Annotated in this window: 18 protein-coding genes, 4 tRNA genes, 4 rRNA genes and 5 pseudogenes; 21 read left to right on the top strand and 10 right to left on the bottom strand. The window is 49.4% G+C overall.

All coding sequences use genetic code 11. The annotated features are described in order from the left end of the window. The first annotated feature begins 234 nt into the window (after nucleotides 1-234). The 8 genes from ACMGGR_RS17790 to ACMGGR_RS17755 all read left to right on the top strand — a co-directional run bounded on the left by ACMGGR_RS17790 (nucleotide 235) and on the right by ACMGGR_RS17755 (nucleotide 6,073). A 16S ribosomal RNA gene (locus ACMGGR_RS17790) occupies nucleotides 235-1,776 on the top strand. 70 nt (nucleotides 1,777-1,846) lie between these two features. Next, nucleotides 1,847-1,922: transfer RNA gene (locus tag ACMGGR_RS17785), tRNA-Glu, on the top strand. Nucleotides 1,923-2,148: 226 nt separating this feature from the next. After that, nucleotides 2,149-5,051: ribosomal RNA gene (locus ACMGGR_RS17780) — 23S ribosomal RNA — on the top strand. Nucleotides 5,052-5,153: 102 nt separating this feature from the next. Next, nucleotides 5,154-5,269 (top strand): 5S ribosomal RNA (rrf, locus tag ACMGGR_RS17775). Between the two features lie 52 nt (nucleotides 5,270-5,321). Next, nucleotides 5,322-5,397, top strand: a tRNA-Thr gene (locus tag ACMGGR_RS17770). A gap of 31 nt (nucleotides 5,398-5,428) precedes the next feature. Then, nucleotides 5,429-5,544 (top strand): 5S ribosomal RNA (rrf, locus tag ACMGGR_RS17765). Together the 16S, 23S and 5S rRNA genes with 3 tRNA genes alongside form the textbook arrangement of a ribosomal RNA operon. A 116-nt stretch (nucleotides 5,545-5,660) precedes the next feature. Next, a tRNA-Asp gene (locus ACMGGR_RS17760) sits at nucleotides 5,661-5,737 on the top strand. Nucleotides 5,738-5,866: 129 nt separating this feature from the next. After that, a complete protein-coding gene (locus ACMGGR_RS17755; RefSeq protein ID WP_414147470.1) occupies nucleotides 5,867-6,073 on the top strand; it encodes a hypothetical protein in 207 nt (68 codons plus the stop codon). Here ACMGGR_RS17755 and ACMGGR_RS17750 read toward each other — a convergent pair. Further along, nucleotides 6,065-6,292: pseudogene (locus ACMGGR_RS17750) on the bottom strand (transposase); the annotation flags it as partial. The gene ACMGGR_RS17755 and the pseudogene ACMGGR_RS17750 overlap by 9 nt on opposite strands. A gap of 78 nt (nucleotides 6,293-6,370) precedes the next feature. On the opposite strand from ACMGGR_RS17750, the pseudogene ACMGGR_RS17745 reads away from it, so the two are divergent. Continuing rightward, a pseudogene (locus ACMGGR_RS17745) lies at nucleotides 6,371-6,490 on the top strand (hypothetical protein); the annotation flags it as partial. Nucleotides 6,491-6,603: 113 nt separating this feature from the next. Here the strand turns inward: ACMGGR_RS17745 and ACMGGR_RS17740 are convergent. Beyond that, nucleotides 6,604-6,795 (bottom strand): annotated as a pseudogene (locus tag ACMGGR_RS17740) (IS5/IS1182 family transposase); the annotation flags it as partial. Then, a pseudogene (locus ACMGGR_RS17735) lies at nucleotides 6,791-6,978 on the bottom strand (IS1-like element transposase); the annotation flags it as partial. The pseudogenes ACMGGR_RS17740 and ACMGGR_RS17735, both read right to left, overlap by 5 nt. A 176-nt stretch (nucleotides 6,979-7,154) precedes the next feature. On the opposite strand from ACMGGR_RS17735, the gene ACMGGR_RS17730 reads away from it, so the two are divergent. Further along, a complete protein-coding gene (locus ACMGGR_RS17730; RefSeq protein ID WP_414147469.1) occupies nucleotides 7,155-9,311 on the top strand; it encodes an extracellular solute-binding protein in 2,157 nt (718 codons plus the stop codon). Nucleotides 9,312-9,396: 85 nt separating this feature from the next. On the opposite strand, the pseudogene ACMGGR_RS17725 reads toward ACMGGR_RS17730, so the two are convergent. After that, nucleotides 9,397-9,627 (bottom strand): annotated as a pseudogene (locus ACMGGR_RS17725) (IS3 family transposase); the annotation flags it as partial. Between the two features lie 271 nt (nucleotides 9,628-9,898). On the opposite strand from ACMGGR_RS17725, the gene ACMGGR_RS17720 reads away from it, so the two are divergent. From ACMGGR_RS17720 to ACMGGR_RS17710, 3 genes are all read left to right on the top strand, one after another. After that, entirely contained in the window at nucleotides 9,899-10,717 is an 819-nt protein-coding gene (locus ACMGGR_RS17720) for an MBL fold metallo-hydrolase (RefSeq protein ID WP_414148991.1), read from the top strand. 20 nt (nucleotides 10,718-10,737) lie between these two features. After that, nucleotides 10,738-11,967, top strand: a complete 1,230-nt coding sequence (locus ACMGGR_RS17715; protein WP_414148990.1) for an MFS transporter — start codon at nucleotides 10,738-10,740, stop codon at nucleotides 11,965-11,967. Nucleotides 11,968-12,040: 73 nt separating this feature from the next. Next, nucleotides 12,041-12,754, top strand: a complete 714-nt coding sequence (locus tag ACMGGR_RS17710) for an MgtC/SapB family protein (protein ID WP_414148989.1) — start codon at nucleotides 12,041-12,043, stop codon at nucleotides 12,752-12,754. Nucleotides 12,755-12,901: 147 nt separating this feature from the next. Here ACMGGR_RS17710 and yafC read toward each other — a convergent pair whose 3' ends face one another. Beyond that, nucleotides 12,902-13,810, bottom strand: a complete 909-nt coding sequence (gene yafC, locus ACMGGR_RS17705) for a DNA-binding transcriptional regulator YafC (protein WP_414147468.1) — start codon at nucleotides 13,808-13,810, stop codon at nucleotides 12,902-12,904. A gap of 261 nt (nucleotides 13,811-14,071) precedes the next feature. On the opposite strand from yafC, the gene ACMGGR_RS17700 reads away from it, so the two are divergent. After that, on the top strand, nucleotides 14,072-14,857 hold the full coding sequence (locus tag ACMGGR_RS17700) for an endonuclease/exonuclease/phosphatase family protein (RefSeq protein WP_246758646.1): 786 nt from the start codon (nucleotides 14,072-14,074) through the stop codon (nucleotides 14,855-14,857). Nucleotides 14,858-14,870: 13 nt separating this feature from the next. Here the strand turns inward: ACMGGR_RS17700 and ACMGGR_RS17695 are convergent, their stop codons facing one another. The 3 genes from ACMGGR_RS17695 to gloB all read right to left on the bottom strand — a co-directional run bounded on the left by ACMGGR_RS17695 (nucleotide 14,871) and on the right by gloB (nucleotide 17,859). Continuing rightward, nucleotides 14,871-15,569, bottom strand: coding sequence for a cyclase family protein (locus tag ACMGGR_RS17695; protein WP_414147467.1), 699 nt, complete (start codon nucleotides 15,567-15,569; stop codon nucleotides 14,871-14,873). Between the two features lie 108 nt (nucleotides 15,570-15,677). Then, nucleotides 15,678-17,033 (bottom strand): murein transglycosylase D, encoded by a 1,356-nt coding sequence (mltD, locus tag ACMGGR_RS17690; protein ID WP_246758088.1) that lies wholly within the window; start codon nucleotides 17,031-17,033, stop codon nucleotides 15,678-15,680. A gap of 70 nt (nucleotides 17,034-17,103) precedes the next feature. Next, the gene (gloB, locus tag ACMGGR_RS17685) at nucleotides 17,104-17,859 is read right to left on the bottom strand and encodes a hydroxyacylglutathione hydrolase (RefSeq protein ID WP_246758089.1); all 756 of its coding nucleotides are present in this window, start codon (nucleotides 17,857-17,859) and stop codon (nucleotides 17,104-17,106) included. Between the two features lie 45 nt (nucleotides 17,860-17,904). On the opposite strand from gloB, the gene ACMGGR_RS17680 reads away from it, so the two are divergent. Further along, nucleotides 17,905-18,636: a class I SAM-dependent methyltransferase gene (locus ACMGGR_RS17680; protein WP_246758090.1), complete on the top strand. Its 732-nt coding sequence runs from the start codon at nucleotides 17,905-17,907 to the stop codon at nucleotides 18,634-18,636. Here ACMGGR_RS17680 and rnhA read toward each other — a convergent pair. Continuing rightward, a complete protein-coding gene (gene rnhA / locus ACMGGR_RS17675; protein ID WP_246758091.1) occupies nucleotides 18,621-19,088 on the bottom strand; it encodes a ribonuclease HI in 468 nt (155 codons plus the stop codon). The two genes, ACMGGR_RS17680 and rnhA, sit on opposite strands and share 16 nt — an antisense overlap. 51 nt (nucleotides 19,089-19,139) lie before the next feature. Here rnhA and dnaQ point away from each other — a divergent pair, with 51 nt between their 5' ends. Both dnaQ and ACMGGR_RS17665 read left to right on the top strand, forming a co-directional pair. Beyond that, entirely contained in the window at nucleotides 19,140-19,874 is a 735-nt protein-coding gene (dnaQ, locus tag ACMGGR_RS17670; protein ID WP_246758092.1) for a DNA polymerase III subunit epsilon, read from the top strand. 134 nt (nucleotides 19,875-20,008) lie between these two features. Beyond that, nucleotides 20,009-20,085 (top strand) — tRNA-Asp (locus tag ACMGGR_RS17665). 183 nt (nucleotides 20,086-20,268) lie between these two features. Here the strand turns inward: ACMGGR_RS17665 and ACMGGR_RS17660 are convergent. Beyond that, a complete protein-coding gene (locus ACMGGR_RS17660) occupies nucleotides 20,269-21,750 on the bottom strand; it encodes an NCS1 family nucleobase:cation symporter-1 (RefSeq protein ID WP_414147466.1) in 1,482 nt (493 codons plus the stop codon). A gap of 145 nt (nucleotides 21,751-21,895) precedes the next feature. Between ACMGGR_RS17660 and ACMGGR_RS17655 the strand changes: the two genes are divergently transcribed. From ACMGGR_RS17655 to ACMGGR_RS17640, 4 genes are all read left to right on the top strand, one after another. Next, complete coding sequence (locus tag ACMGGR_RS17655; RefSeq protein WP_246758095.1) at nucleotides 21,896-22,612, top strand: GntR family transcriptional regulator; 717 nt, start codon at nucleotides 21,896-21,898, stop codon at nucleotides 22,610-22,612. 53 nt (nucleotides 22,613-22,665) lie between these two features. Further along, the gene (hpxA, locus tag ACMGGR_RS17650) at nucleotides 22,666-23,406 is read left to right on the top strand and encodes an allantoin racemase (RefSeq protein WP_414147465.1); all 741 of its coding nucleotides are present in this window, start codon (nucleotides 22,666-22,668) and stop codon (nucleotides 23,404-23,406) included. 31 nt (nucleotides 23,407-23,437) lie between these two features. Beyond that, nucleotides 23,438-24,397: an allantoinase PuuE gene (puuE, locus tag ACMGGR_RS17645; RefSeq protein WP_246758097.1), complete on the top strand. Its 960-nt coding sequence runs from the start codon at nucleotides 23,438-23,440 to the stop codon at nucleotides 24,395-24,397. 409 nt (nucleotides 24,398-24,806) lie between these two features. Next, a complete protein-coding gene (locus ACMGGR_RS17640; RefSeq protein WP_414147464.1) occupies nucleotides 24,807-25,196 on the top strand; it encodes a hypothetical protein in 390 nt (129 codons plus the stop codon). The last annotated feature ends 120 nt before the right edge of the window (nucleotides 25,197-25,316 follow it).

Here is a 25,316-nt window from a genome sequence, read left to right as displayed (position 1 = left end):
GTTGACTCTGAAGGAGGAAAGCGTAAGATACGCCACCTCGCAGTAAGTCGCCACGGCGCTTACCGCAACGCTCTTTAACAATTTATCAGACAATCTGTGTGGGCACTCGCAGGATTGATATCAGCGTCTCCGGACGCAAAAAAATATCAAGTCTTAAGAGTGAACACATAATGAAAATTCATTATGACGTTTTACACTTGAGCATCGCTGCACTTGTTGCAGCAAATCAAACTTAAATTGAAGAGTTTGATCATGGCTCAGATTGAACGCTGGCGGCAGGCCTAACACATGCAAGTCGAACGGTAGCACAGAAGAGCTTGCTCTTCGGGTGACGAGTGGCGGACGGGTGAGTAATGTCTGGGGATCTGCCCGATAGAGGGGGATAACCACTGGAAACGGTGGCTAATACCGCATAACGTCGCAAGACCAAAGAGGGGGACCTTCGGGCCTCTCACTATCGGATGAACCCAGATGGGATTAGCTAGTAGGTGGGGTAACGGCTCACCTAGGCGACGATCCCTAGCTGGTCTGAGAGGATGACCAGCCACACTGGAACTGAGACACGGTCCAGACTCCTACGGGAGGCAGCAGTGGGGAATATTGCACAATGGGCGCAAGCCTGATGCAGCCATGCCGCGTGTATGAAGAAGGCCTTCGGGTTGTAAAGTACTTTCAGCGGGGAGGAAGGGATGGAGCTTAATACGCTTTGTCATTGACGTTACCCGCAGAAGAAGCACCGGCTAACTCCGTGCCAGCAGCCGCGGTAATACGGAGGGTGCAAGCGTTAATCGGAATTACTGGGCGTAAAGCGCACGCAGGCGGTCTGTCAAGTCGGATGTGAAATCCCCGGGCTCAACCCGGGAACTGCATTCGAAACTGGCAGGCTAGAGTCTCGTAGAGGGGGGTAGAATTCCAGGTGTAGCGGTGAAATGCGTAGAGATCTGGAGGAATACCGGTGGCGAAGGCGGCCCCCTGGACGAAGACTGACGCTCAGGTGCGAAAGCGTGGGGAGCAAACAGGATTAGATACCCTGGTAGTCCACGCCGTAAACGATGTCGACTTGGAGGTTGTGCCCTTGAGGCGTGGCTTCCGGAGCTAACGCGTTAAGTCGACCGCCTGGGGAGTACGGCCGCAAGGTTAAAACTCAAATGAATTGACGGGGGCCCGCACAAGCGGTGGAGCATGTGGTTTAATTCGATGCAACGCGAAGAACCTTACCTGGCCTTGACATCCACGGAATTTGGCAGAGATGCCTTAGTGCCTTCGGGAACCGTGAGACAGGTGCTGCATGGCTGTCGTCAGCTCGTGTTGTGAAATGTTGGGTTAAGTCCCGCAACGAGCGCAACCCTTATCCTTTGTTGCCAGCGATTCGGTCGGGAACTCAAAGGAGACTGCCGGTGATAAACCGGAGGAAGGTGGGGATGACGTCAAGTCATCATGGCCCTTACGGCCAGGGCTACACACGTGCTACAATGGCGCATACAAAGAGAAGCGACCTCGCGAGAGCAAGCGGACCTCATAAAGTGCGTCGTAGTCCGGATCGGAGTCTGCAACTCGACTCCGTGAAGTCGGAATCGCTAGTAATCGTGGATCAGAATGCCACGGTGAATACGTTCCCGGGCCTTGTACACACCGCCCGTCACACCATGGGAGTGGGTTGCAAAAGAAGTAGGTAGCTTAACCTTCGGGAGGGCGCTTACCACTTTGTGATTCATGACTGGGGTGAAGTCGTAACAAGGTAACCGTAGGGGAACCTGCGGTTGGATCACCTCCTTACCTGAAGATACCGTCGTGCGTAGTGCTCACACAGATTGTCTGATAGAAAATAACGAGCAAGTAGTACAGAGTCCCCATCGTCTAGAGGCCCAGGACACTGCCCTTTCACGGCTGTAACAGGGGTTCGAATCCCCTTGGGGACGCCATATCTGATAATGAGTGAAAGACATTATCAACAGTATCTCAAAACTGATTAAGACCTCAGGGTCAAGTCACGTTTGAGATATTTGCTCTTTAACAATCCGGAACAAGCTGAAAATTGAAACGACGCGTCGCGTTCATTCTCCGTAATAAGAATGAACGGAGCGATGTGGTCGAGTCTCTCAATGCCTGCAACAGCAACGTGTCTTTCGGGACGCTTGTGGGTTGTGAGGTTAAGTGACTAAGCGTACACGGTGGATGCCCTGGCAGTCAGAGGCGATGAAGGGCGTGCTAATCTGCGATAAGCGTCGGTAAGGTGATATGAACCGTTACAACCGACGATACCCGAATGGGGAAACCCGGTGCACTTGTGCATCATTGCAGCATGAATACATAGTGCTGCAAGGCGAACCTGGGGAACTGAAACATCTAAGTACCCAGAGGAAAAGAAATCAACCGAGATTCCCCCAGTAGCGGCGAGCGAACGGGGAACAGCCCGGAACCATCATCAGTTTGTGTGTCAGTGGAAGCGTCTGGAAAGTCGCAGGGTACAGGGTGATACTCCCGTACACGAAGATACACTTACTGTGAGTTCGAAGAGTAGGGCGGGACACGTGATATCCTGTCTGAAGATGGGGGGACCATCCTCCAAGGCTAAATACTCCTGACTGACCGATAGTGAACCAGTACCGTGAGGGAAAGGCGAAAAGAACCCCGGCGAGGGGAGTGAAACAGAACCTGAAACCGTGTACGTACAAGCAGTGGGAGCACCCTTGTGGTGTGACTGCGTACCTTTTGTATAATGGGTCAGCGACTTATATTCTGTAGCAAGGTTAACCGTATAGGGGAGCCGCAGGGAAACCGAGTCTTAACTGGGCGTTAAGTTGCAGGGTATAGACCCGAAACCCGGTGATCTAGCCATGGGCAGGTTGAAGGTTGGGTAACACTAACTGGAGGACCGAACCGACTAATGTTGAAAAATTAGCGGATGACCTGTGGCTGGGGGTGAAAGGCCAATCAAACCGGGAGATAGCTGGTTCTCCCCGAAAGCTATTTAGGTAGCGCCTCGTGAATTCATCTCCGGGGGTAGAGCACTGTTTCGGCTAGGGGGCCATCCCGGCTTACCAACCCGATGCAAACTGCGAATACCGGAGAATGTTATCACGGGAGACACACGGCGGGTGCTAACGTCCGTCGTGAAGAGGGAAACAACCCAGACCGCCAGCTAAGGTCCCAAAGTCATGGTTAAGTGGGAAACGATGTGGGAAGGCACAGACAGCCAGGATGTTGGCTTAGAAGCAGCCATCATTTAAAGAAAGCGTAATAGCTCACTGGTCGAGTCGGCCTGCGCGGAAGATGTAACGGGGCTAAACCATGCACCGAAGCTGCGGCAGCGACGCTTATGCGTTGTTGGGTAGGGGAGCGTTCTGTAAGCCGTCGAAGGTGGCCTGTGAGGGCTGCTGGAGGTATCAGAAGTGCGAATGCTGACATAAGTAACGATAAAGCGGGTGAAAAGCCCGCTCGCCGGAAGACCAAGGGTTCCTGTCCAACGTTAATCGGGGCAGGGTGAGTCGACCCCTAAGGCGAGGCCGAAAGGCGTAGTCGATGGGAAACAGGTTAATATTCCTGTACTCGGTGTTACTGCGAAGGGGGGACGGAGAAGGCTATGTTGGCCGGGCGACGGTTGTCCCGGTTTAAGCGTGTAGGCTGAGCATCCAGGCAAATCCGGATGCTTAAGGCTGAGGCGTGATGACGAGGCACTACGGTGCTGAAGTAACAGATGCCCTGCTTCCAGGAAAAGCCTCTAAGCTCCAGGTAACACAGAATCGTACCCCAAACCGACACAGGTGGTCAGGTAGAGAATACCAAGGCGCTTGAGAGAACTCGGGTGAAGGAACTAGGCAAAATGGTGCCGTAACTTCGGGAGAAGGCACGCTGGCGCGTAGGTGGAGGGACTTGCTCCCCGAGCCGAAGCCAGTCGAAGATACCAGCTGGCTGCAACTGTTTATTAAAAACACAGCACTGTGCAAACACGAAAGTGGACGTATACGGTGTGACGCCTGCCCGGTGCCGGAAGGTTAATTGATGGGGTTATCCGCAAGGAGAAGCTCTTGATCGAAGCCCCGGTAAACGGCGGCCGTAACTATAACGGTCCTAAGGTAGCGAAATTCCTTGTCGGGTAAGTTCCGACCTGCACGAATGGCGTAATGATGGCCAGGCTGTCTCCACCCGAGACTCAGTGAAATTGAACTCGCTGTGAAGATGCAGTGTACCCGCGGCAAGACGGAAAGACCCCGTGAACCTTTACTACAGCTTGACACTGAACATTGAGCCTTGATGTGTAGGATAGGTGGGAGGCTTTGAAGCGTGGACGCCAGTCTGCGTGGAGCCATCCTTGAAATACCACCCTTTAACGTTTGATGTTCTAACCTGGCGCCGTAATCCGGCGTGGGGACAGTGTCTGGTGGGTAGTTTGACTGGGGCGGTCTCCTCCCAAAGAGTAACGGAGGAGCACGAAGGTCAGCTAATCACGGTCGGACATCGTGAGGTTAGTGCAATGGCATAAGCTGGCTTGACTGCGAGAGTGACGGCTCGAGCAGGTGCGAAAGCAGGTCATAGTGATCCGGTGGTTCTGTATGGAAGGGCCATCGCTCAACGGATAAAAGGTACTCCGGGGATAACAGGCTGATACCGCCCAAGAGTTCATATCGACGGCGGTGTTTGGCACCTCGATGTCGGCTCATCACATCCTGGGGCTGAAGTAGGTCCCAAGGGTACGGCTGTTCGCCGTTTAAAGTGGTACGCGAGCTGGGTTTAGAACGTCGTGAGACAGTTCGGTCCCTATCTGCCGTGGGCGCTGGAGAATTGAGAGGGGTTGCTCCTAGTACGAGAGGACCGGAGTGAACGCACCGCTGGTGTTCGGGTTGTCACGCCAGTGGCATTGCCCGGTAGCTAAGTGCGGAAAAGATAAGCGCTGAAAGCATCTAAGCGCGAAACTTGCCTCGAGATGAGTTCTCCCTGTGGCTTTACGCCACCTGAAGGGACGTTGAAGACGACGACGTTGATAGGCCGGATGTGTAAGCGCAGCGATGCGTTGAGCTAACCGGTACTAATGACCCGTGAGGCTTAACCTTACAACGCCAGAAGCGTTCTGGCAGTGTTGAGAGACACACAATTTTCAGCTTTGTTCCCGGATAACTTTGCGCGGCCTGTGGCGGCGTGAAGAACAGAATTTGCCTGGCGGCTTTAGCGCGGTGGTCCCACCTGACCCCATGCCGAACTCAGAAGTGAAACGCCGTAGCGCCGATGGTAGTGTGGGGTCTCCCCATGCGAGAGTAGGGAACTGCCAGGCATCAAATTAAACATCAGGCGTGAATATTCCGCTTGCTGTCAGTAATAAGCGTGCTGATATGGCTCAGTTGGTAGAGCGCACCCTTGGTAAGGGTGAGGTCCCCAGTTCGACTCTGGGTATCAGCACCACTAATATGGCATGAGTTCGGAAAAGAATTTGCCTGGCGGCTTTAGCGCGGTGGTCCCACCTGACCCCATGCCGAACTCAGAAGTGAAACGCCGTAGCGCCGATGGTAGTGTGGGGTCTCCCCATGCGAGAGTAGGGAACTGCCAGGCATCAATTTAGAGCAGTAGATGTGTGTTAACCATCTTCGCTCAGACCCCCCGGTGACGTGGGAAGGGCGAAACACCTGATATCAGAAGCAACATTCTGAGTTCAGTACAGAATCGGTGGAGCGGTAGTTCAGTTGGTTAGAATACCTGCCTGTCACGCAGGGGGTCGCGGGTTCGAGCCCCGTCCGTTCCGCCACTTACCTTTCTCAGGGGGTAATTATACGTCCTGAGATGATCAAAAACCGTATCGCTATTATAGTGATACGGTTTTTTTTCGTCCGAAATTTCTGATAATGATTACGACCTGCCAGACGATCACGGGCTAATGCTTTCGATCCGGACTTCAGGAAAAAAGATCAGGCGTTTTCGTTACCAGCATCCAGACTTCACCGCCCGAACCAATATCACGCTCGGCTATTATCCTGCCATCTCGCTGGCGGCTGCCTGTACTCTTCATGATGAATATCCTGGCAGTAACGTGCGTCATAAACGCCGTCTGCCGAAGCTTCCCTTATTTTTACAAACCCTGTAGTGCCCGGAGCGAAAGGTTAAATACGCGCTTTATCATCAGGACTGTGATAACCCCATATTGGAGTAGTGAAGCGGTCGACCACCACGTTCAGGCTGTGCACTGTCAGTCCATGCAGCAACGGCTGACTCATCAAGCAAGCCATACCGCAAGAGAGCCACGTTTCCTAAGAGCTTTGTTGTATGCATGTCGGTTGGTGGTTTTAAACTTTTGCTTTGCCATAGAGTCCCGATATTGAAACGACCGTAGCTCTCAGATCCCTCAATCACCTGAAAGTTCGATTTATTCAACAAAGCCGTTGAAAGACTCAACCGGAAACTGAAGAGCTGAGCAGCGTTCTATCAGTTTGTTGATTTTAAGGCCAAAGCGTTCAGTTATAACGACCGGGTGGTATTCTGGAAGCTGGCTCACTGGCTGGCCAGCGCAGAATAAATTAACGGATATTATGTTTCTCACTGTTTATGTTGTAATAGCCGGTGGGCTTTGTTGAATAAAACAGAGTTAGTCGACAGTAGCCGCCGCCGCTGCACCCGTTATGCGATCCGGGTGCTGTCCGGTATACCCAACAGCGTCATCCGGTTCAACGCTTTGACCATCGCCGTCGCTTCATTCACCTGCGCCTCGTAGTCACGCAGGCTCCGACAGTTTTTTATGTGGAACATCACCGTTTCTGCCACTGAACGCCGGTGATAAACCACTTTCTTTTTCCATACCTCATTGTTGCCAGGCCTTACTGCCAACAAAGCTCCGTTGGTCATCTCGTTCACAGATAAGGGCCGCGTCGGTATGAGCGATTGGCGAAGATGTCCCCTGTTTCGGTGCGGGTTTTTTAAGGTCCGTATGACGGCATTGATATCTATCTTCAGTACTCTGGCGGTATCGCGAACGCTGGCACCATTGAAAGCCATTCAGGTGATCTGTTTCTTAATCCCGGTCAGGTGCCTCATCACAAAATCGGGCATTATACTTCAGGTTTAACTAATCAGAAACATTATCCCAAAAGCCAACTATCTGAAAGCATTGCCTAATATGATACGGGTTCGGCTATAATAAAATGATATGCGGTGTTTTCTGGAGATAGTAGATGGCAACGATTAAGGATATAGCCAGACTGGCTGGGGTTTCTCATGGAACAGTATCTAACGTACTGAGTCAGCGCGGAAATGTCAGTGTAAAAAAAATCAATGCGGTAAAAGCTGCAGCCGCACAGCTCGGTTACCAGGGGAATGCACAGGCGAAAACCTTGCGCGTTGGTACATCTAACGCTTTTGCTTTAGTAATACCTGATATGCGCGCAGAGCGTTACCATGAATTGTATAGTGGTATCAGTCGATTGCTGTCAGAAAAAAACTATACGCTGGAAGTTTTTTTGACTTATGACCGTGAAGAAATAGAAAAAAAACAGCTAGAAACACTGGCAACTCGTCGATGCCAGGGCGTAATAATTGTCAGCTGTCTTACAGACGCTGTAACATATTACGATCGTTTAAATATACCCCCGGAGAAAATATTATTCGTTTATAGGCGGCCTGCGAATGCAATAGAATTTTGTGATATTGATATGGCGGTAATGGCCAGACATATTGGTGAAGAGTTAAACCGAAACCAATTCACAAGAATTGGTGTTTTTACTGATGTGTCCTCTCATTCAAATATAAATGATTTCATTCATGCATTAAAGGAAAAGACATCTGAAAAAGCGACATTGCATCATGTCTCTTCATCTGATGCAGAGGCACACAAAGCAGCATATGATTTTTGTAAATCAGAAAAATTAGATGCCATTGTTTGCTCTGATTTTGAAAAAGTGCGTCATATCAGGAATGCTTACTATTTAGGCCACAAACACACCTGTCCTCCTGTTTATACACTATCTGGTGAAGGGCTGCGTAGTGAACCTGATCTTTTCTGCTATTCAATAAGCTATGAAAATTTAGGTAAGAATGTTGCCTCTTCATTAATTTATCATCCAGAGAAAAAAGAAATTATTGAACCCGTTATTTTTGAACCACCTGCAAAACTCTTCAATAACCAGCTTATCAGAGAAGACAAAAATAACATCACCATGTTAACCATAGATAGCCCTTCTACAAATGCTTTAGAAAAGCTGTTACCCCATTTCAAAAAAATGACAGGTATAACAGTAGATATCATCCGATATCCCTTTGAAAAAATCGTAAAGATTACTGAGGAGAATAAACGCCATCTTGATTGCGATGTACTAAGAATTGATATGGCAACTTTACCAAAGCTGGCGGAAAATTTGTTCGAGCCATTAAATAACATTTCACCGGAATTATTATCCATTCTTAATGATTTTCCTGAAAACATTGTTAAGCATTACAGCAACGTAGCGGGTAATTATTACACGCTGCCATTCGACCCCAGTATACAAATATTGTTCTATCGACGTGACATCTTTGAAAATCAGAAAGTTAAAAGGATTTATTTTGAGCGTTTCCACCAGGAAATGCATCTGCCGAAAAATTTTGAACAGTTTGACCGCTTATCGATGTTTTTTTCAGAACTCCGTGAAAAAGGCGAGATTGGAACCTATGGTTCCTGTGCCACTATTGGGGGAGTTGAGACACTCGCTACCGAATTTTTGCTGCGTTATTATTCACTGGGTGGAAGATTGTTGCATCCCAAAAGTCTGCCGGAGTTAACACTGGAAATAGCGATATCAGCGCTAAGTGAGTACAAAAAAAACCTGGAACATAGCCAATGCCTGGAGAGTAACTGGTGGCACGAATCTGTAGCCAGTTTCGAACGTGGTGATGTAGCAATGTTGATTGTATATATGAATCTTTTCACCGACGTCGCCCACAGTGAAATATTCCCTTTAACAGGTTACGCTCCGGTGCCGGGAGGTACACCATTAGCAGGAGGTGGAGCAATTGGTATATCAAAACATTCAAAAAATAAATACCAGTCTGCACTATTTTTGCAGTGGTTATTTTCTGACACGATTATGGAGCAAATCGTCTTGCTGGGTGGTGGTTCAGCGTCACAAAAGCAATTTCATAACAGAAAAATAATGGATACCTATTCCTGGATTAAATTGGCTTTAACGTCTTCAATATCGAGTATCAGAGAAACAATCACCGTAGAAGATGTGAGTTTCGATTTGTTTCATGCTGAAAATATAATTGGGCAACATATTAAAGAAGTGTTGAAGGGTAATTTAAATGTGGAACGTGCAATATTTCAAATAAATCAAAAGCTCGCTGCAATGAGTTGATATACCGTCCCTGCCTGAGGGGAACAATTGCCTTGTCCAGATGTAATCTGTAGTGGTCAACAAAACTGGCCACTGCGATAGCGTTTTTCCTGTATCGATTTTCTGATTCGTTTGGTGGCAACCCACTGTTACAATCGTGCGGCCTGAGTGCGCTGTAATATCCATCGACCTGGTCCGTCATGGCGTGAGTTGCATCGCTCAAGTTTACACAGCCCGTCACTGGCCCCCATTTGTTCTTCAGACTTCGGAAGAAGTATTTCATTAGACTATTATCCTGGTAATTTCTAACTCGGTTCATACTCTGCCCGAACCAGTATTACCACGGTTACTGCCGGAACGGCCTGTTAACGCACCTCTGAAAAAAAACATTTTTAATCATCCGGTTACCTCTTTCAAGAAGTTTAGCCTCCAGAGTTCCCTGAGCGGTTCAGGGATACCAATCCAGAACGTAAAAACGGGCTGCATAAACTTAAAGAATCATAGCTATTTTGACACGTACCACAAAACGCTGATCGCAAGTTGACACGTACCAAAAATGATTATTAGATGGTTGCAACATGAAAGCATTACAATATGTGAGGATAATAATGCAGATTCACTTTTTGGGCACCGCAGCATCGGAGGGCATCCCAAACCCCTATTGTTCATGCCATCTGTGTGATCAGACCAGAGCCAGCGGCGGTAAGGACGTCCGGACGCGCTCATCAGTGATAATTGATGAAGTTATGCAGATTGATATCTCTCCTGAATTCAGTTACCAGCTTATGCGCGACGGCACTGATGCCAGGAAAATTACTAATTTGCTATTCACTCATACTCATCTTGACCATTTTAATATTTCCGAACTATATAGTAGGATGGCAGGTTTTAGTCATCATATTACTCATCCTCTTAATGTGTATGGTAATGATATTGCCATCAGTAATTGTGCACAATTTTTGCAAGGCTACAGTCGGGAGCGCTTTCATCTCCAGCCTGTCATCCCTTTTGTCACAATTGAATCTCAAGGTTACAGAATTACCCCGCTGTTAGCTAATCATGCTGTCTGGGAATTTTGTTATCTTTACTTTATAGAAAAAGACGGGAAGTCATTTTTCTATGGTCATGACTCCGGGTGGTATCCCGATTTAACCTGGGAATGGCTTGCACAAAAAAAAATCGACCTTATTGTTCTGGAATGTACAACAGGGTTTAATAAAAACGAACGCAGTAATAATCATATGAGTATCGAAACAATTCTGGCAGTACAAGAAAATATGATGAAAATTGGATGCTATGACAATGACAGTCAGATTATACTTTCACATATTTCACACAATATAGAGATGAATCATCATGAGCTGGAAAACCTGATGAGGTCTCATCGTATTTCAATCGCCTATGATGGATTGAAAATAACTATTTAAAGAGAATATTGCATATGGAAATGGCAAAAAACACCCCTCTCAGACTGTTCATTATGATGTTCTTGCAATATTTTATGCAAGGCGCATGGAATATGACTTTGGGCCTTGTTTTAAGTACTTTTGGCATGTCTGAAATTATTGGTGCATCTTATGGTGTGTTAGGCTTGGCAACTATTCTTTCCCCACTGTTTGTTGGCATGGTCGCAGACAGGTTTTTTCCGGCACAGAAGGTGCTTGGAATATTGCATATAATCAATGCAGGGGTATTGCTTTCACTCCCCATGCTTGTAGAAAGTCATAATAATCCCATGTTCCTGATTATGCTTTTTATTGTCGGCATGCTTTTCTATCCTACTTCTGCATTGGCTAATAGTATCAGCTTCAGCCACATTAACGGGGTTAAGTTATTTCCTGTTATTCGTGTTTTCGGAACCTTTGGTTTCATAACAATTGGGTTTATATTAGGGGAGATGGGCTTATCCGCCAGTGTCATAGTCTGGTATGTTGCTTCCGCAATTGCAATCACTTTTGGCTTTTACTGCTTCACACTCCCTGAAACACCACCTAAAGCAAAAGGCCAGAAATTATCCTTACGGGACCTTTTTTTTCTCGATGCCTTATCACTTTTCAAGGACAGGTACTTTAGTATCTATATGCTCTGTACTCTTTTTTTGATGATTCCCAAGACAACATATGTTGCTTACGTTCCCGTCTTTCTGAAAAGCTCAGGTTTTGATAATGCAGCAACCTTATTACAAATTGGCTCTGTGTCAGAAATTTTATTTATGTTTATTCTTTCATTTTGCCTACATAAATTTGGATTTAAAAAAGTTATCGTTGCAGGTGCTATTGGTTGGATATTCCGATGCCTGCTTTTATCTCAAGCATCATTAGATAATAATGCAATATTTATCTTCACCGCCCTGATTTTTCATGGAATATGTTGGGACTTTTTCTTTACTGCCGGTGATATCTACGTCGATAGTAAGGCTAGTGAAAAGATAAGATCTCAAGCGCAAAGCTTACGCTTCATTGTTTCAAATGGTTTTGGCGTGATGTTCGCTTCGTTTGCCGCGGGTAAGATTTTTAACACTACAGTTACCGATACTAGTCCGGATGCACTAATGCAATGGCAAAGCTTCTGGATTTATCCAATGATAATTGCTGTAGCAGTTTCGATTGTCTTCCTGCTATTTTTCAAGGATGAACCATTAAAAAATAAAGAAAACTGCAAGCTGGAAGAAAATTAATATATAATTTCCTGACAGGCGATAAGGTTTTTAATATTACCATCCTGATTTTATTACAAAGGAATGTATTATGATGGGAGTTGGACTTTCTGATTTTCTGGACTTTTTTGTCAATCACAGCCAGGCCCTACTAAAATTCGGCGTTTCCTTTATTCTCGGCGCAGTAATTGGATGGGAAAGAGAGTCCAAAAATAAACCCATAGGAGTTAAAACCTGCATTATTATTGCTGTTACCAGCTGTATGTTAACACAGGTTTCAATCCAGTCAGCTGAACATTATGCTGAAATGGCCAGCAACATCCGTACGGATCCAATGAGGCTTGCTGCTCAGGTGATCAGTGGCGTTGGGTTTCTTGGTGCTGGCGTCATAATGCACAGGCAGGGTGACAACATCTCAGGTTTAACAACTGCGGCAATTATCTGGGCTTCAGCAGGGATAGGAATAGCCTGTGGTTCAGCATTCTATATGCATGCTGCGGTTGGTACACTGCTTTTATTTCTTGCAATACGATTCAGTTACTTAATTACATGGTTTAAACTGAATGATGGTCATTTTCATAAAGTCTCTGTCAGTTTGGTTATTATGAATAGTGACTCTATTTATGCTGTTACCTCGCGTATACGTGATCTAAATTGTTATATAGACACACTAAATATCCTTGATAGTAAAAAAGGAAAAATCATTATGAAAATGAAAATGTCTACCAAAAGTAAGTTGACCATATATGCTCTTTATACCACATTAAAAAGTATCGAAGGGGTATGTCATGTTGCGCTGGATCGATAAAAAATGCCTAATCGGTGCTGTGTATTTCTTCCCGAAACGCCCCTGGGAATTAACAGCTCAGGGCATTTTTTTGCTGAAAACTCTCTGTTTTTCCCGTTTAGCCTTAATAAATTAAGGCCCCAATCGCTAACAGGCGGGCAGGAGCCTTTAATTTACCCTGCCAACCGGCCTGGTTTTTAGCCATTCGCTGACGAAATCGATAAATGAACTAACGCGCGCGTTAACGGAACGGTCGCCGTAATAGACAGCGTTAAAAGGCATATCAACCGGTACCAGCTTATCCGCCAGTAGTTCAACTAATGTTCCCTCTCTGAGATCCCGGTCAATCATGAAATCTGACAGGCAGGCGATGCCGTTGCCGGTGAGACAAAGCTGCCGGAGGGTTTCACCATTGTTTGACGTGCTGGCTGGGGTAATGTCATAAAGCTGCCCGTCTGGCATAGCCAATGGCCAGCGGTTAAGGCTCTGCGGCTCAACAAAGCCCAGGCAGGGATAGTGAACAAGATCTGCTGCGACTTGTGGCATGCCATTCTGCTGTATAAAAGCCGGGCTGGCGACGATCTTCCTACGGCTATTAAAAAGGAGGCGTGCACGAAGGCTGGAATCGGTAAGATTGCCCGCGCGGATGGCGACATCCACTTTACGTTCAATCAGGTTGATAAAGGTTTCTGATGACACCAGAGAAAGCGTAATTTCCGGATAGCGTTCACGAAAAGGCTTAATCATCGGCATCAGTAAATGCAGTACAACTGGCGTAGCCGCATCAATGCGCAGATAACCCTGTGGCATCTTCTTACGCTCTGCCAGCTCGTTCTCTGCCGCTGCCATCTCCTGCAGAATAGCCTGTACCCGCTTAAAGTAGGCTTCGCCTTCCTGAGTCAGCTTTATTTGTCTGGTTGTACGCGTAAGCAGTTCGACCTCAAGCTTATTTTCCAGCCTCTTTACCGTACGACTGACAACAGAATTAGCCATTTTCAATTTTTCAGCAGCCCGACTGAAGCTGCCGCTTTCCACTACGGCGACAAAAATCGCCAGTTCCTCAGAGTGTGCCTTCATTACCGCTTCCTGTACAAACTTACCGTTATTTTGCGATAAAGAGCGTCATTAAAGCATGGGGTGATCCCGTATACCAGACGGCTTTAGCGCTTACCCTCTTTCTGGTTACAGCAACAGGGTAAAAAATATGCGCCAGGCTGGCCCGATCAACGATGCTTATCTTCAATTGGCACTTATTAGTCCCCTCTGATTGAAACCCGGCCATAAAGTCCCTATAACTGGAAGATACTATTAGTTAACATGCAGAGGTCAGACGGTAAAGTGCGCAAAAAAACCTATGCCATGAGATATGTAGCAGGTCAGCCAGCGGAGCGTATTTTTCCGCCGGGCGCGATGTTACACATGGGAAAAGCGTTACCCGCTGGCGCGCCGCTGACAACCCAGCCAACGTTACACGTGCTCGTCTGGAATATATTTAAACAGCAGCGCGCGGAATGGCTGTCAGTACTGCAGAATTTTGGTAAGGACGCGCAGCTGGTTTTACTCCAGGAGGCCCAGACCACGCCGGAGCTGATTCGGTTTGCTACCAGCAATTATCTGGCTGCCGATCAGGTTCCCGCTTTCGTACTGCCGCAGCATCCTTCCGGGGTGATGACGCTGGCTTCTGCGCATCCTGTCTACTGCTATCCTTTGCGCGAGCGCGAGCCGCTGTTGCGTCTGGCAAAATCCGCGCTGGTAACGGCTTATCCTTTACCCGGCAATAAAATGCTGATGGTCGTCAATATTCACGCTGTAAATTTCAGCCTGGGAATCGATGTCTATAGCAAGCAGCTTGGCCCTATCGGCGAACAAATCATTCACCATAAGGGGCCGGTAATTATGGCTGGAGATTTCAACGCCTGGAGCCGCCAGCGTATTAATGCACTTTACGCTTTTGCTCACAACATGGGTTTAAAAGAGGTGAATTTTACTGACGATCACCGTCGTAAAGCGTTTGGTCGCCCGCTCGACTTCGTTTTTTATCGTGATATGACAGTGACAGAGGCTTCTGTACTGGTGACACGCGCTTCCGATCACAATCCGCTACTGGTTGAGTTTACGCCTTAACGATATAAAGCAGCTAAGCCGATACCAGGGCAATAGCGCGTACCGGCGAAGCTGACCCTCCTTTAATACGCAAGGGCAGCGCGATGAAAGTAAAAGCCGTCGGCAAAAGGTAAAGGTTCGCCAGGCTTTCAATAATCAGTCCGCCCGCACCCAGCACGGCCTGATGCGCCGGATAGTCTGCGCTATTACAACAGTCCAGCGACATCGAATCCGTACCAAATACCGTTACGCCTTTATGCAGAAGATAATTCGCGCCATCGCCGGAAAGTCCCGCCCAGCCAGACATAAAGTCATTATGATCGGGACGAAGCCGCCATTTTTTATCATAGCCGGTACGAAATAAAACAATGTCTTTGGCTGCAATGTCACCATATTGGGCTTCCCATTCCACAATTGCGGCATGGGTAATTTCACTGTCCTCCGGCAAATGTGCCATATCCAGACAGCGACCACGCCCCATCAATTGACGAATATTGATCGCGTCAATGCTTTTGCCTTGTTCTATAAAATGCACCGGTGCGTCTATATGTGTGCCGCAGTGATCGCCCAGGCTAAGCTGGCAGTTGTAATTGCCGTCAGCTGCTGCGAAATCTTCCGCGCTGTTAAGAAAAAAGCGACCATCGCCGGGCCATACCGGCATTCGCTCTTCATAGAGATGGTTTAATTCAATCAGGCGATGCTGGTTCAGCAGCGTAACTAAATCGTTAGTCATGGCGTTCCCCTTATGAAGCTAAGAGACGCAGTAAAGCACAGCTGAAAAGGGCAGGGAACGGCAGGCATAAAAAAACCAGTCCGAAGACTGGTTTTTTAAAATGATGCGTTAGCTATCGGGCGTGCTGTCGTTATTCACGAACAGCGTGAGCCTGTCGCCGGGCTGAATATTTGCCGAACCGCCGCTGTTCCAGCGCAGCAGATCTCGCGTATTCACACCATGACGTCTTGCGATGCTGGCCAGAGAATCACCTTTACGAACTTTATAGGTGATGCTGTTGCCATTATCGGCCAGTTTGGTCGCGTTCTCGCTGCCAACCAGGCTTAGCGTCTGTCCCGGTTTAATCACGCCACCGCGCAGGTTATTCGCCTGCTGGAGCGTCTTCACCGAAACGTTCAGGCGTTTGGCAATACCTGACAGCGTGTCGCCATTTTGCACCTTATAAGATGTCGTCGCGCTCGCCAGAGCCGTTGGCTGTACCGCTGCGATATCGCCCGTTGCCAGGGAGTTACGCAACTGCGCTACATGCGACTTCGGCACCATAATGTAATGCGGGCCGTTTGGTGCCGTCATTCCACGCTTATAACCGGTATTAAAGCTTTTCAGCTTGCTCAGCGACATGCCGGCCATTTCCGCCGCCTGCGTCAGCTCTATCTGCTGTCCTACCTCAACGCGGGCCAGTGCTCGGGTCTCGTTAGGTTCTGGTAAGCGAATACCATAACGCTTGTTGTTTTTGAGCAGCTCGCTTAATGCCAGCATTTTCGGTACGTAAACCGTCGTTTCGCGCGGCAGAGAAAGTGACCAGAAATCGGTTGGCTTTCCGCGTGCCTTGTTGTTCTTTATGGCTTTCAGCACGCGTCCTTCACCGCTGTTATAAGCCGCGACGGTTAATAACCAGTCGCCGCCAAACATGCCGTTCAGGCGCTGCATCATGTCCAGCGCCACTTTGGTTGACGCGACGATATCGCGACGGCCATCGTACCACTGGTTCTGTTTCAAACCGTAATTACGCCCCGTTTGCGGCACAATCTGCCAGATGCCCGCGGCATTGGCAGAAGAGGTCGCATGAGGATCAAAAGCGCTCTCCACTATGGGTAATAGTACTAGTTCCATCGGCATCTTACGTTGCTTAATCTGCTCGACTATCCAGTACATATACGGCTCAGCCCGTAACGTTACATCGTGGAGATAGCTCTTGTTTCTTAAATACTTTTGTTTTTGTTCGCGTATCCGGGGGTTTTCCGGAACCTTCATCTTCAGCTCATCGCTAATGAAATTCCACAGATCCTGCTCTTGCGCCAGGCTGGTCCCGTCATCCTGCCAACGTGGGGATAACAACCGATCTGCGTTCTGACTGCTCTGTGCTGAAGACAAACTCTGTGCATGCTGTTCAGGTGCATCGTGCTTTGACGCCTGGCACCCAACCAGCAAGACCGAGGCGAGTAATATCGCTTTAGCCTTCATGTGTGTGTCATTGTTCGCTTAAAAGACGAGCAACTATACGTGCTCGCCCCGGACAACACAACCCGAAAAATTAAAAATGGTCTTTCTTCTCGCGTAGAGTTGCAAATACTTGCCATTCATGTTGCGGAGGTGTTTCGTACCCAATAACTTTTTGTAATTCATGCTCTTGCGTACGCAGAAAAATATTTTTTTGCCGCTCTGAAGCCAGCGTTACGGGCAAGGAAACCTCGTTTTTTGCGCGTAACTCCTTAATTTTATGATAATAGGCGGTAATCTCCCGATCCTGTGGCAGAAGCGTAGCGGCAAACTTCATATTAGATAAAGTATATTCATGCGCGCAACAAATTAGCGTCTCGGCGGGAAGTTCATTAATCTTTTGAAATGATTGAAACATTTGTTCAGGAGTGCCTTCGAAAAGCCTGCCGCAGCCGCCTGAAAACAGGGTGTCACCACAGAAAAGGTAAGGTTTACTGTAGTATGAGATATGTCCTAAAGTGTGACCCGGCGTAGCAATAATAGTAAATTCGAGACCCAAAATAGCGACCTTATCGCCTTCACTAACGATCCGGTTCGCTCCTTTATCTTGTGTCTCTTCGGGACCAAACACCACCAGAGAAGGGTAATTTTTCAGAAGTTCTTTTACGCCGCCAACGTGGTCCTGGTGGTGATGTGTAAGCAGAATCGCCACCGGCTGCCACTGGTGCTCTTTCAGCGCTGCCAGAACGGGAGCCGCCTCGCCCGGATCAACAATCAGGCACTGGCCCTGCTCGTTATTTAATGTCCAGATGTAGTTATCCTGAAAAGCAGGAATGCTGGTAAGATTCATTATCGCCTCGTTAGCCCGATCGCAATGGAAAGAAGATGGTAAAGCATGAAGCCCGCTAAAACACGCCATATTCGTCACGTGCCGCAAACCTGGGAAGAGATGCCCTGGGGAGAATATTACCGTGACGCGCTAACTCGCCATTTGCAGCCCTGTCTCGGCAAGATGTACGGCTTTCATCTGCTGAAAGTGGGGCAGCTTAGTGCAGAAATCAACACGGAACACTGCGCTATTTCGCATCAGGTTAACGTGGGTTTGAGCGGTAGCAATCTTCAGGTAGTAGCCGAACCGGGCAGTTTACCGTTTGAATCAAAATCGGTAGATGCCTGCCTGTTGGCCCACTGTCTGGCCTGGAGCGACGATCCGCATCGCATACTGCGCGAAGTCGATCGCGTGCTGATTGACGATGGCTGGATGATTATCAGCGGCTTCAATCCGTTTAGCGTATTAGGCATCGGCAAGCTGGTTCCGGGGCTGCATCGGCGTATTCCCTGGAACAGCCGTATGTTTACCCAGATGAGGCTGATGGACTGGCTGAGCTTGCTGAATTATGAGGTTATCCAGCGCACGCGGTTTCAGGTGCTGCCATGGAACCGGCAAGGCGGCAAGGTCATCAGCACCCATTTTCCGGCGCTTGGCTGCCTGAGCATCGTGGTTGCACGCAAAAGGACTTTTCCGTTAATTATGAATCCGGCAAAAAAAGCGGCGGCGCAAAGAAGGCTGAGTCCAGCCGTTGGCGCAACCAGCAGGATGCGCCAGCGCCATCAGGATTCGGACTGATAGCCAACATCTTCAAAGGACGGGCTGCCTGCTGCGGCGCGCGCCAGCTCGTCACAGCGCTCGTTTTCGACGTGGCCCGCATGGCCTTTTACCCATTCCCATTTAATCTGGTGATGGCTAAGCGCCGTGTCCAGCCGTTTCCACAAATCGACATTTTTAACGGGCTTTTTATCTGCCGTTTTCCAGCCGCGCTTTTTCCAGTTATGGATCCAGCTGGTAATCCCCTGACGGACGTACTGGCTGTCGGTACTCAGCACCACTTCACACTGCTGGGTTAATGCCTCCAGCGCCACGATAGCGGCCATCAGCTCCATGCGATTATTGGTTGTCAGGAAATAACCGGCGCTGAAGGTTTTTTCATGTTCGCCATAGCGTAAAATGGCCCCGTAGCCGCCAGGGCCGGGGTTACCAAGACAAGAACCGTCGGTGAAAATTTCTACCTGTTTAGGCATCTCTGGTAGACTCTCTGTTGAAAAACGCCAAGTCTGACATAAACGGGTCCTATGAGCACAGTAAATACAACGCGGCAGATCGTTCTCGATACTGAAACAACCGGTATGAACATGATCGGGGTGCACTATGAGGGGCACCGCATCATTGAAATTGGTGCCGTTGAGGTCGTAAACCGTCGTCTCACCGGCAATAACTTTCACGTTTATCTCAAGCCGGATCGCCTGGTCGATCCCGAAGCCTTTGGCGTGCACGGCATTGCCGATGAGTTTCTGGCCGATAAGCCTACTTTCGCCGAGATTGCTGACGATTTCCTGGCCTATATAGAAGGGGCTGAGCTGGTCATCCATAACGCCTCGTTCGATATTGGCTTTATGGATTATGAATTCGGCAAGCTTGGCCGCAATATCCCCAAAACGGAAACCTTCTGCCAGATAACCGACAGCCTGGCGATGGCGCGCAAGCTCTTTCCCGGCAAGCGTAACAGTCTGGATGCGCTTTGCTCGCGTTATGAAATAGACAACAGCAAGCGAACGCTGCACGGCGCACTGCTCGACTCCGAAATTTTGGCCGAAGTTTTCCTGACCATGACCGGCGGGCAAACCTCGTTAAAATTTTCGATGGAAGGGGACAGGCAGGAGCAAAGCAACGACGAGGCGATTTATCGCATCACGCGTCCTGCTTCCGGATTACGCGTGGTAACCGCGACGGAAGAAGAAGTCGCCGACCATGAATCGCGGCTCGATCTGGTAATGAAAAAGGGCGGAAGCTGCCTGTGGCGCGCCTGAAAACGCCGAAACGCGCAAGAAAAATACGGGAAGATGAAAAAACAGGCAGTCGGTAAAGGCGTCAAAGAAAAAGCATTGACGGAACCCAAAGCTCACCGTAATATTCGCCCCGTTCCCGACGGGGAACAAAGCGCGGAGCGGTAGTTCAGTTGGTTAGAATACCTGCCTGTCACGCAGGGGGTCGCGGGTTCGAGCCCCGTCCGTTCCGCCAAGTATCCGGAAAGCCTGATGCAGAAATGCATCAGGCTTTCGTCATTTCAGCGGCGCTAAAATATCGCCATCCTTCCTTATCCAGCACTCCCCGAAGCGTTTAAGGTACTTCTCCTGTACGCAGGACAATATTGTCGCCCGTGCAGAACAGAGAATCAGCGTTGTGTTAACGCCGCTTTTTGTCTTATTGCTTCTGCACCACGACGCGACTGGCATACTGTTGAGCGCCTTCGCGTGCCAGCCAGCGATAGCAACCTGCCGACAGCGCGACGCCAATAAACCAGCTGAAGCTGGCAACTTCATGTAAAGCTGGCGTAAAGCTCACAACCAGCCCAATCAGTACCGAGGGTACCAGCGCGGCAATCGCTTTTGGATTAAAGCCGCCGCGATACCAGTATTTCCCCTTTGGCGTATCGTCAAAAAGATCGTCGACGGAAATCTGCCCGCGCTTAATCAGATAAAAATCGCACAGTAAAATCCCAAACAGCGGGCCAATAAAGGCGCCCAGCACGTCCAGCGTATAGTGAATCAGCTCGGGCGACTGGAACAGATTCCACGGCGTCAGCAGCACCGAACCTACCGCCGCAATCATCCCTCCGGTGCGGAAACTGATTTTCTGCGGCGAACAGTTAGAAAAATCAAACGCGGGCGAAACAAAGTTAGCGACGATATTGATGCCGATAGTGGCGGTAATCATAGTCAGCAGGCCAATGGCAACGGCCAGATCGCTGCCTACGCGGCTCACCGTTTCGATAGGATCGGTAATCATATGGCCAAACAGCGACTGCGTACCGGAAACAATCACCACGGTCACTACCGAAAAAAGCAGAAAGTTAAACGGCAACCCCCAGCGATTGCCGCGGCGGATCGCCTGCATATCTTTGCCGTAGCGGGCAAAGTCGCCAAAGTTAAGCAGCGGGCCGGAAAAATAGGAAACGACCAGCGCGGTGGCGGTAATCATCTGCCAGAGCTGCTCGCTGCCGCTTAGCTGCTTGCTGGAAAGTGTAAACGAAATTCCGTTAAAGCCTGTCTTGTATACAATCCATCCTGCCAGCGCCACCATCACCACATAGACTGCCGGACCGGCTACGTCGATAAAGCGCTTAATCGCCTTCATGCCGTGCCAGAAAACCAGCGCCTGGGCCAGCCACATAAAGCCGAAGCAGATCCAGCCGAGCTGGGACAAACCGAGCCAGGAAGAGTGGGTCAGCGGTATTAAGGCCGGCCAGAACTTTAGCGAGACCAGCATCAGCGCATTGGCGGCCAGATAAGTCTGGATACCATACCAGGCGAAGGCAATCAGGCCACGGATCACCGCCGGAATATTTGCACCGAAAACGCCAAAAGCCTGACGACAAACAACGGCATAAGGCACGCCGCTTATCTGGCTGGGTTTAGCTACCAGGTTAGCAAAAAACTGCACGATGCAGATCCCCGCCAGCAGGCACAGCAATACCTGCCAGCTTGCCAGGCCAAGGGTAAAAAAGCTGGCCGCTACCACATAGCCGCCCATACTGTGTACGTCCGACATCCAGAAAGAGAAGATGTTGTACCAGCTCCAGTTTTGTTCGCGCGTGGGCGCCAAATCTTCATTGCACAGCCGCGGGCTGTAGCTGACGTGAACGCTCTCTGCCGACGCCGGAGAAACCTTTTGACTCTTTGGCATGAAATCTGCTCCTCAACAATGCACCTGATGACCGAATGGGTTGAGAAAGTGATTGCAGGATCCAGGCCAGAATTTACATGCTCGTATACAAGACTGCTAAATTTTGTATACGATTTGCGAGTGATAAACCTGAATGGAACAGGAAATGAAAACTGAAACCGGACTGAAAACGGCTTCCGATAAGGATGAACTTATCTTTCAGGCATTGATGAAAGCGATAGTGGAGCGTCAGCTGCTACCGGGGAGCAAACTGCCGGAAGAGGCTTTGTCAGAAGTATTTGGCGTTAGCCGCACCGGCATTCGTAAAGTGCTAACGCGCCTCGCCGCAGTGCAAATGATTACGCTCGCGCCCAAACGCGGTGCATATGTCGCCACACCCTCTGTGGAAGAGGCACAGGATATCTTCCAGACCCGCCAGCTCATTGAATGCGCCAATCTGCCAGCCGTGCTGGCACGCTGCCAGTCAACGCATCTCGTCGCGCTGGAAAAACTGAACCGGCAGGAACAGCAGGCCCATACCGATGGCGACGGTCCGGCAGCTATCCGCCTTTCCGCTGCTTTTCATATTCAACTTCAGGCCATTTCAGGGAATCAGGTGCTGACCGAAATGGTCACGCGACTGACCCAGCGATCGTCGCTGGTGATTGCTGCCTGGGGAAAAGCGTGGCAACAAGGTTGCCGCTGCGACGACCACGACAGGTTAATCGAGCTGCTCAGGCAAAAAGCGCTGATGCCGCTTACTGAAGCCATGCAGCAACATTTCTCCCATATAGTGGCAAGCCTGCATTTTGAGCGCGGTGGTGAGATGTTGCCGGATTTTGCCAGCCTGTTTGCTGACTTTGGAGAACGCAATGAACGCTAATCGAATAATGCAGAGGGTTTTTGCCAGCCCGCATAGCCAGTTCGGAGCCAGTTATGACAACTAAGCAAATCATTCAGGTGATCAACCCTAATACCAGCCAGGCAATGACTGAAACGATCGGCGCGGCGGCTCGCTCGGTGGCGGCGCCGACTACGGAAATTTTAGCGGTTTGCCCGTCACAAGGCGTGCCGTCAATTGAAGGTCATTTTGATGAAGCTATTGCGGCGATTGGCGTACTGGAACAGGTCAAAGCCGGGCGAGAGCAGGGCGTATGTGGGCACGTTATCGCCTGTTTTGGCGACCCGGGACTGCTGGCCGCGCGCGAGCTGGCCACCGGGCCGGTAGTTGGCATCGCCGAAGCCGCCATGCACCTGGCTACTCTGGTCGCCACACGTTTTTCAATTGTGACCACCTTGCCGCGCACGGTGATCATTGCGCGCCACCTGCTTCAGCAGTATGGCTTTGAGCATCAGTGCGCTGCGCTACATGCTATCAATCTCCCGGTCCTGGCGCTGGAAGATGGCAGTGGCCTGGCGCAGGAAAAGGTGCGGGAACGGTGTCTGCGGGCCAAAAAAGAAGATGGTAGCGGCGCTATTGTCCTTGGCTGCGGTGGCATGGCGCAGCTGGCGCGAGAACTTACACATGAGCTGGGCATGCCGGTTATTGATGGCGTAACGGCCGCGGTAAAAATGGTGGAATCGTTGGTGGCGCTGGGGCTATCGACCAGTAAGCATGGCGATCTGGACTATCCGGTGCGAAAAACCCTGTCGGGTCAGTTTCAGCACCTAAACTAAGGTATCTTGCTCTGGAACAGGACTTGCGATCATGACCGACAACGAAGAAAAAAAAGAGTACAGCTTTAATAAAAACTATCCTCGCGATCTGATCGGCTATGCGGGCAAACCGCCGCATGCTGCCTGGCCTGATAATGCGCGCATCGCCGTACAGTTTGTTCTGAACTATGAAGAAGGCGCAGAGAATAACGTGTTGCATGGCGACACGGGTTCCGAACAGTTTTTATCGGACATTATTGGCGCGGCCAGCTATCCCGAGCGGCATATGTCGATGGATTCGCTCTATGAATATGGCTCGCGAGCCGGTTTCTGGCGCATCCACAATGAATTTCAGAAGCGTAGCCTGCCGCTGAGTGTGTTTGGCGTGGCGATGGCGCTGGCGCGTCATCCGGAAATCGTCGAGGCTATTAAAAATGCTGATTATGACGTGGTCAGCCACGGCTGGCGCTGGATCCACTATCAGGGAATGGATGCCAAAACCGAGCGCCAGCACATGCAGCAGGCTGTTGATACCCTGACCGATCTTTTTGGTAAAGCGCCTACCGGCTGGTACACCGGACGTGACAGCCCTAATACGCGCAGGCTGGTGGTAGAGCACGGGAGTTTTACCTACGACAGCGACTACTATGGCGACGATCTGCCGTTCTGGAGCAAGGTCACCTGCCAGGACGGTACGGTCAAACCCCATCTGATTATTCCCTATACCTTAGAAACCAACGATATGCGTTTCGCCACGCCGCAGGGTTTTAATACTGCCGAACAGTTTTACACCTATCTTAAAGACAGTTTCGATGTGCTATATGAAGAGGGTGAAGCCGCACCGAAAATGCTGTCCATCGGTATGCACTGTCGCCTGCTCGGACGGCCCGGCCGTTTTCGCGCGCTCCAGCGTTTTCTGGATTACATCCAGCAGCATGAAAAGGTCTGGATCTGCACGCGCCAGCAGATTGCGGATCACTGGATAAAAACGCATCCGGCACCAGAAGTTTAAAAGCCGTGCCGGGTGCTGAAAGGGGAGTCATCCTTTCAAACCAGCGCCCGGCTCGCTGTTATAAGGTTAATCTACCTTCAGGGGAGGCGGTATTTTAATAAGGTTTTTAACAGAAAAGCGTTAGCTGTTAATAACAGGCCTTAAACGTTCTTCTAATTCATTCATGTTATTTATTGCCGCTTTGATTACCCTGCTTTTATTTTCGAGCGAGATCGCAAATAAAGTCATGCATTTTCATGCTATTGCATATTTCTTCACTCTGTCTTCCAGAGTGAACAAGAAGTCTTTTTTTGCCACAGGAAAAGGCCGCAGCGTTATTGACGGGGCTAAATTAAGGAATATAGTGATGGGGTTTTCATTTACCTGCTGTTTCTCGTGAAAGGACGCTCGTTAATATAGCGGAGGCACTATGTTTGAAATGAGAGTGACCAGGCTTGAGTCTGATATGGATAACGTTAAAAGTAATATCAGTGATATTAAAACTGACCTGCGTGAAATACGTAAAGATCTGGTACGGGAAACGACTTTGCTAAAAGAGGATCTGGTACGAGAGACGACCGGCCTGAGGCAGGATATGGTACGTGAAACCACCAGCCTGAGGGAAGATTTTATACGTGAGACCACCAGCCTGAGGGAAGATTTTATACGTGAGACCACCAGCCTGAGGGAAGATCTTATACGTGAAACCACCAGCCTGAGGAAAGAAGCCAGGGCGGATTTTCGGCTGCTGTTCAGCGCTATCATCTTCGTTTCACTGGGGCTGGCCAGCTTAATCGCCAAAACTTTCAACTGGCTTTGAGGCTTATCAACTGCTTTTCACAAAATAACAAGCGTCGTATGAACCGTGCCTGCCAATCGGCCGTGGCTTTGCCAACGCTGCCGCTTGTCGTGTTCCGGTGTTCCTGAACCCGACAGCAGC

Origin of the sequence: Erwinia sp. BNK-24-b (genome assembly GCF_047456155.1) — a bacterium.
Taxonomy (GTDB): domain Bacteria; phylum Pseudomonadota; class Gammaproteobacteria; order Enterobacterales; family Enterobacteriaceae; genus Erwinia; species Erwinia phyllosphaerae.
The sequence above is the reverse complement of the archived record's forward strand: the minus strand, read 5'-3'. Positions and strand labels throughout refer to the sequence as shown.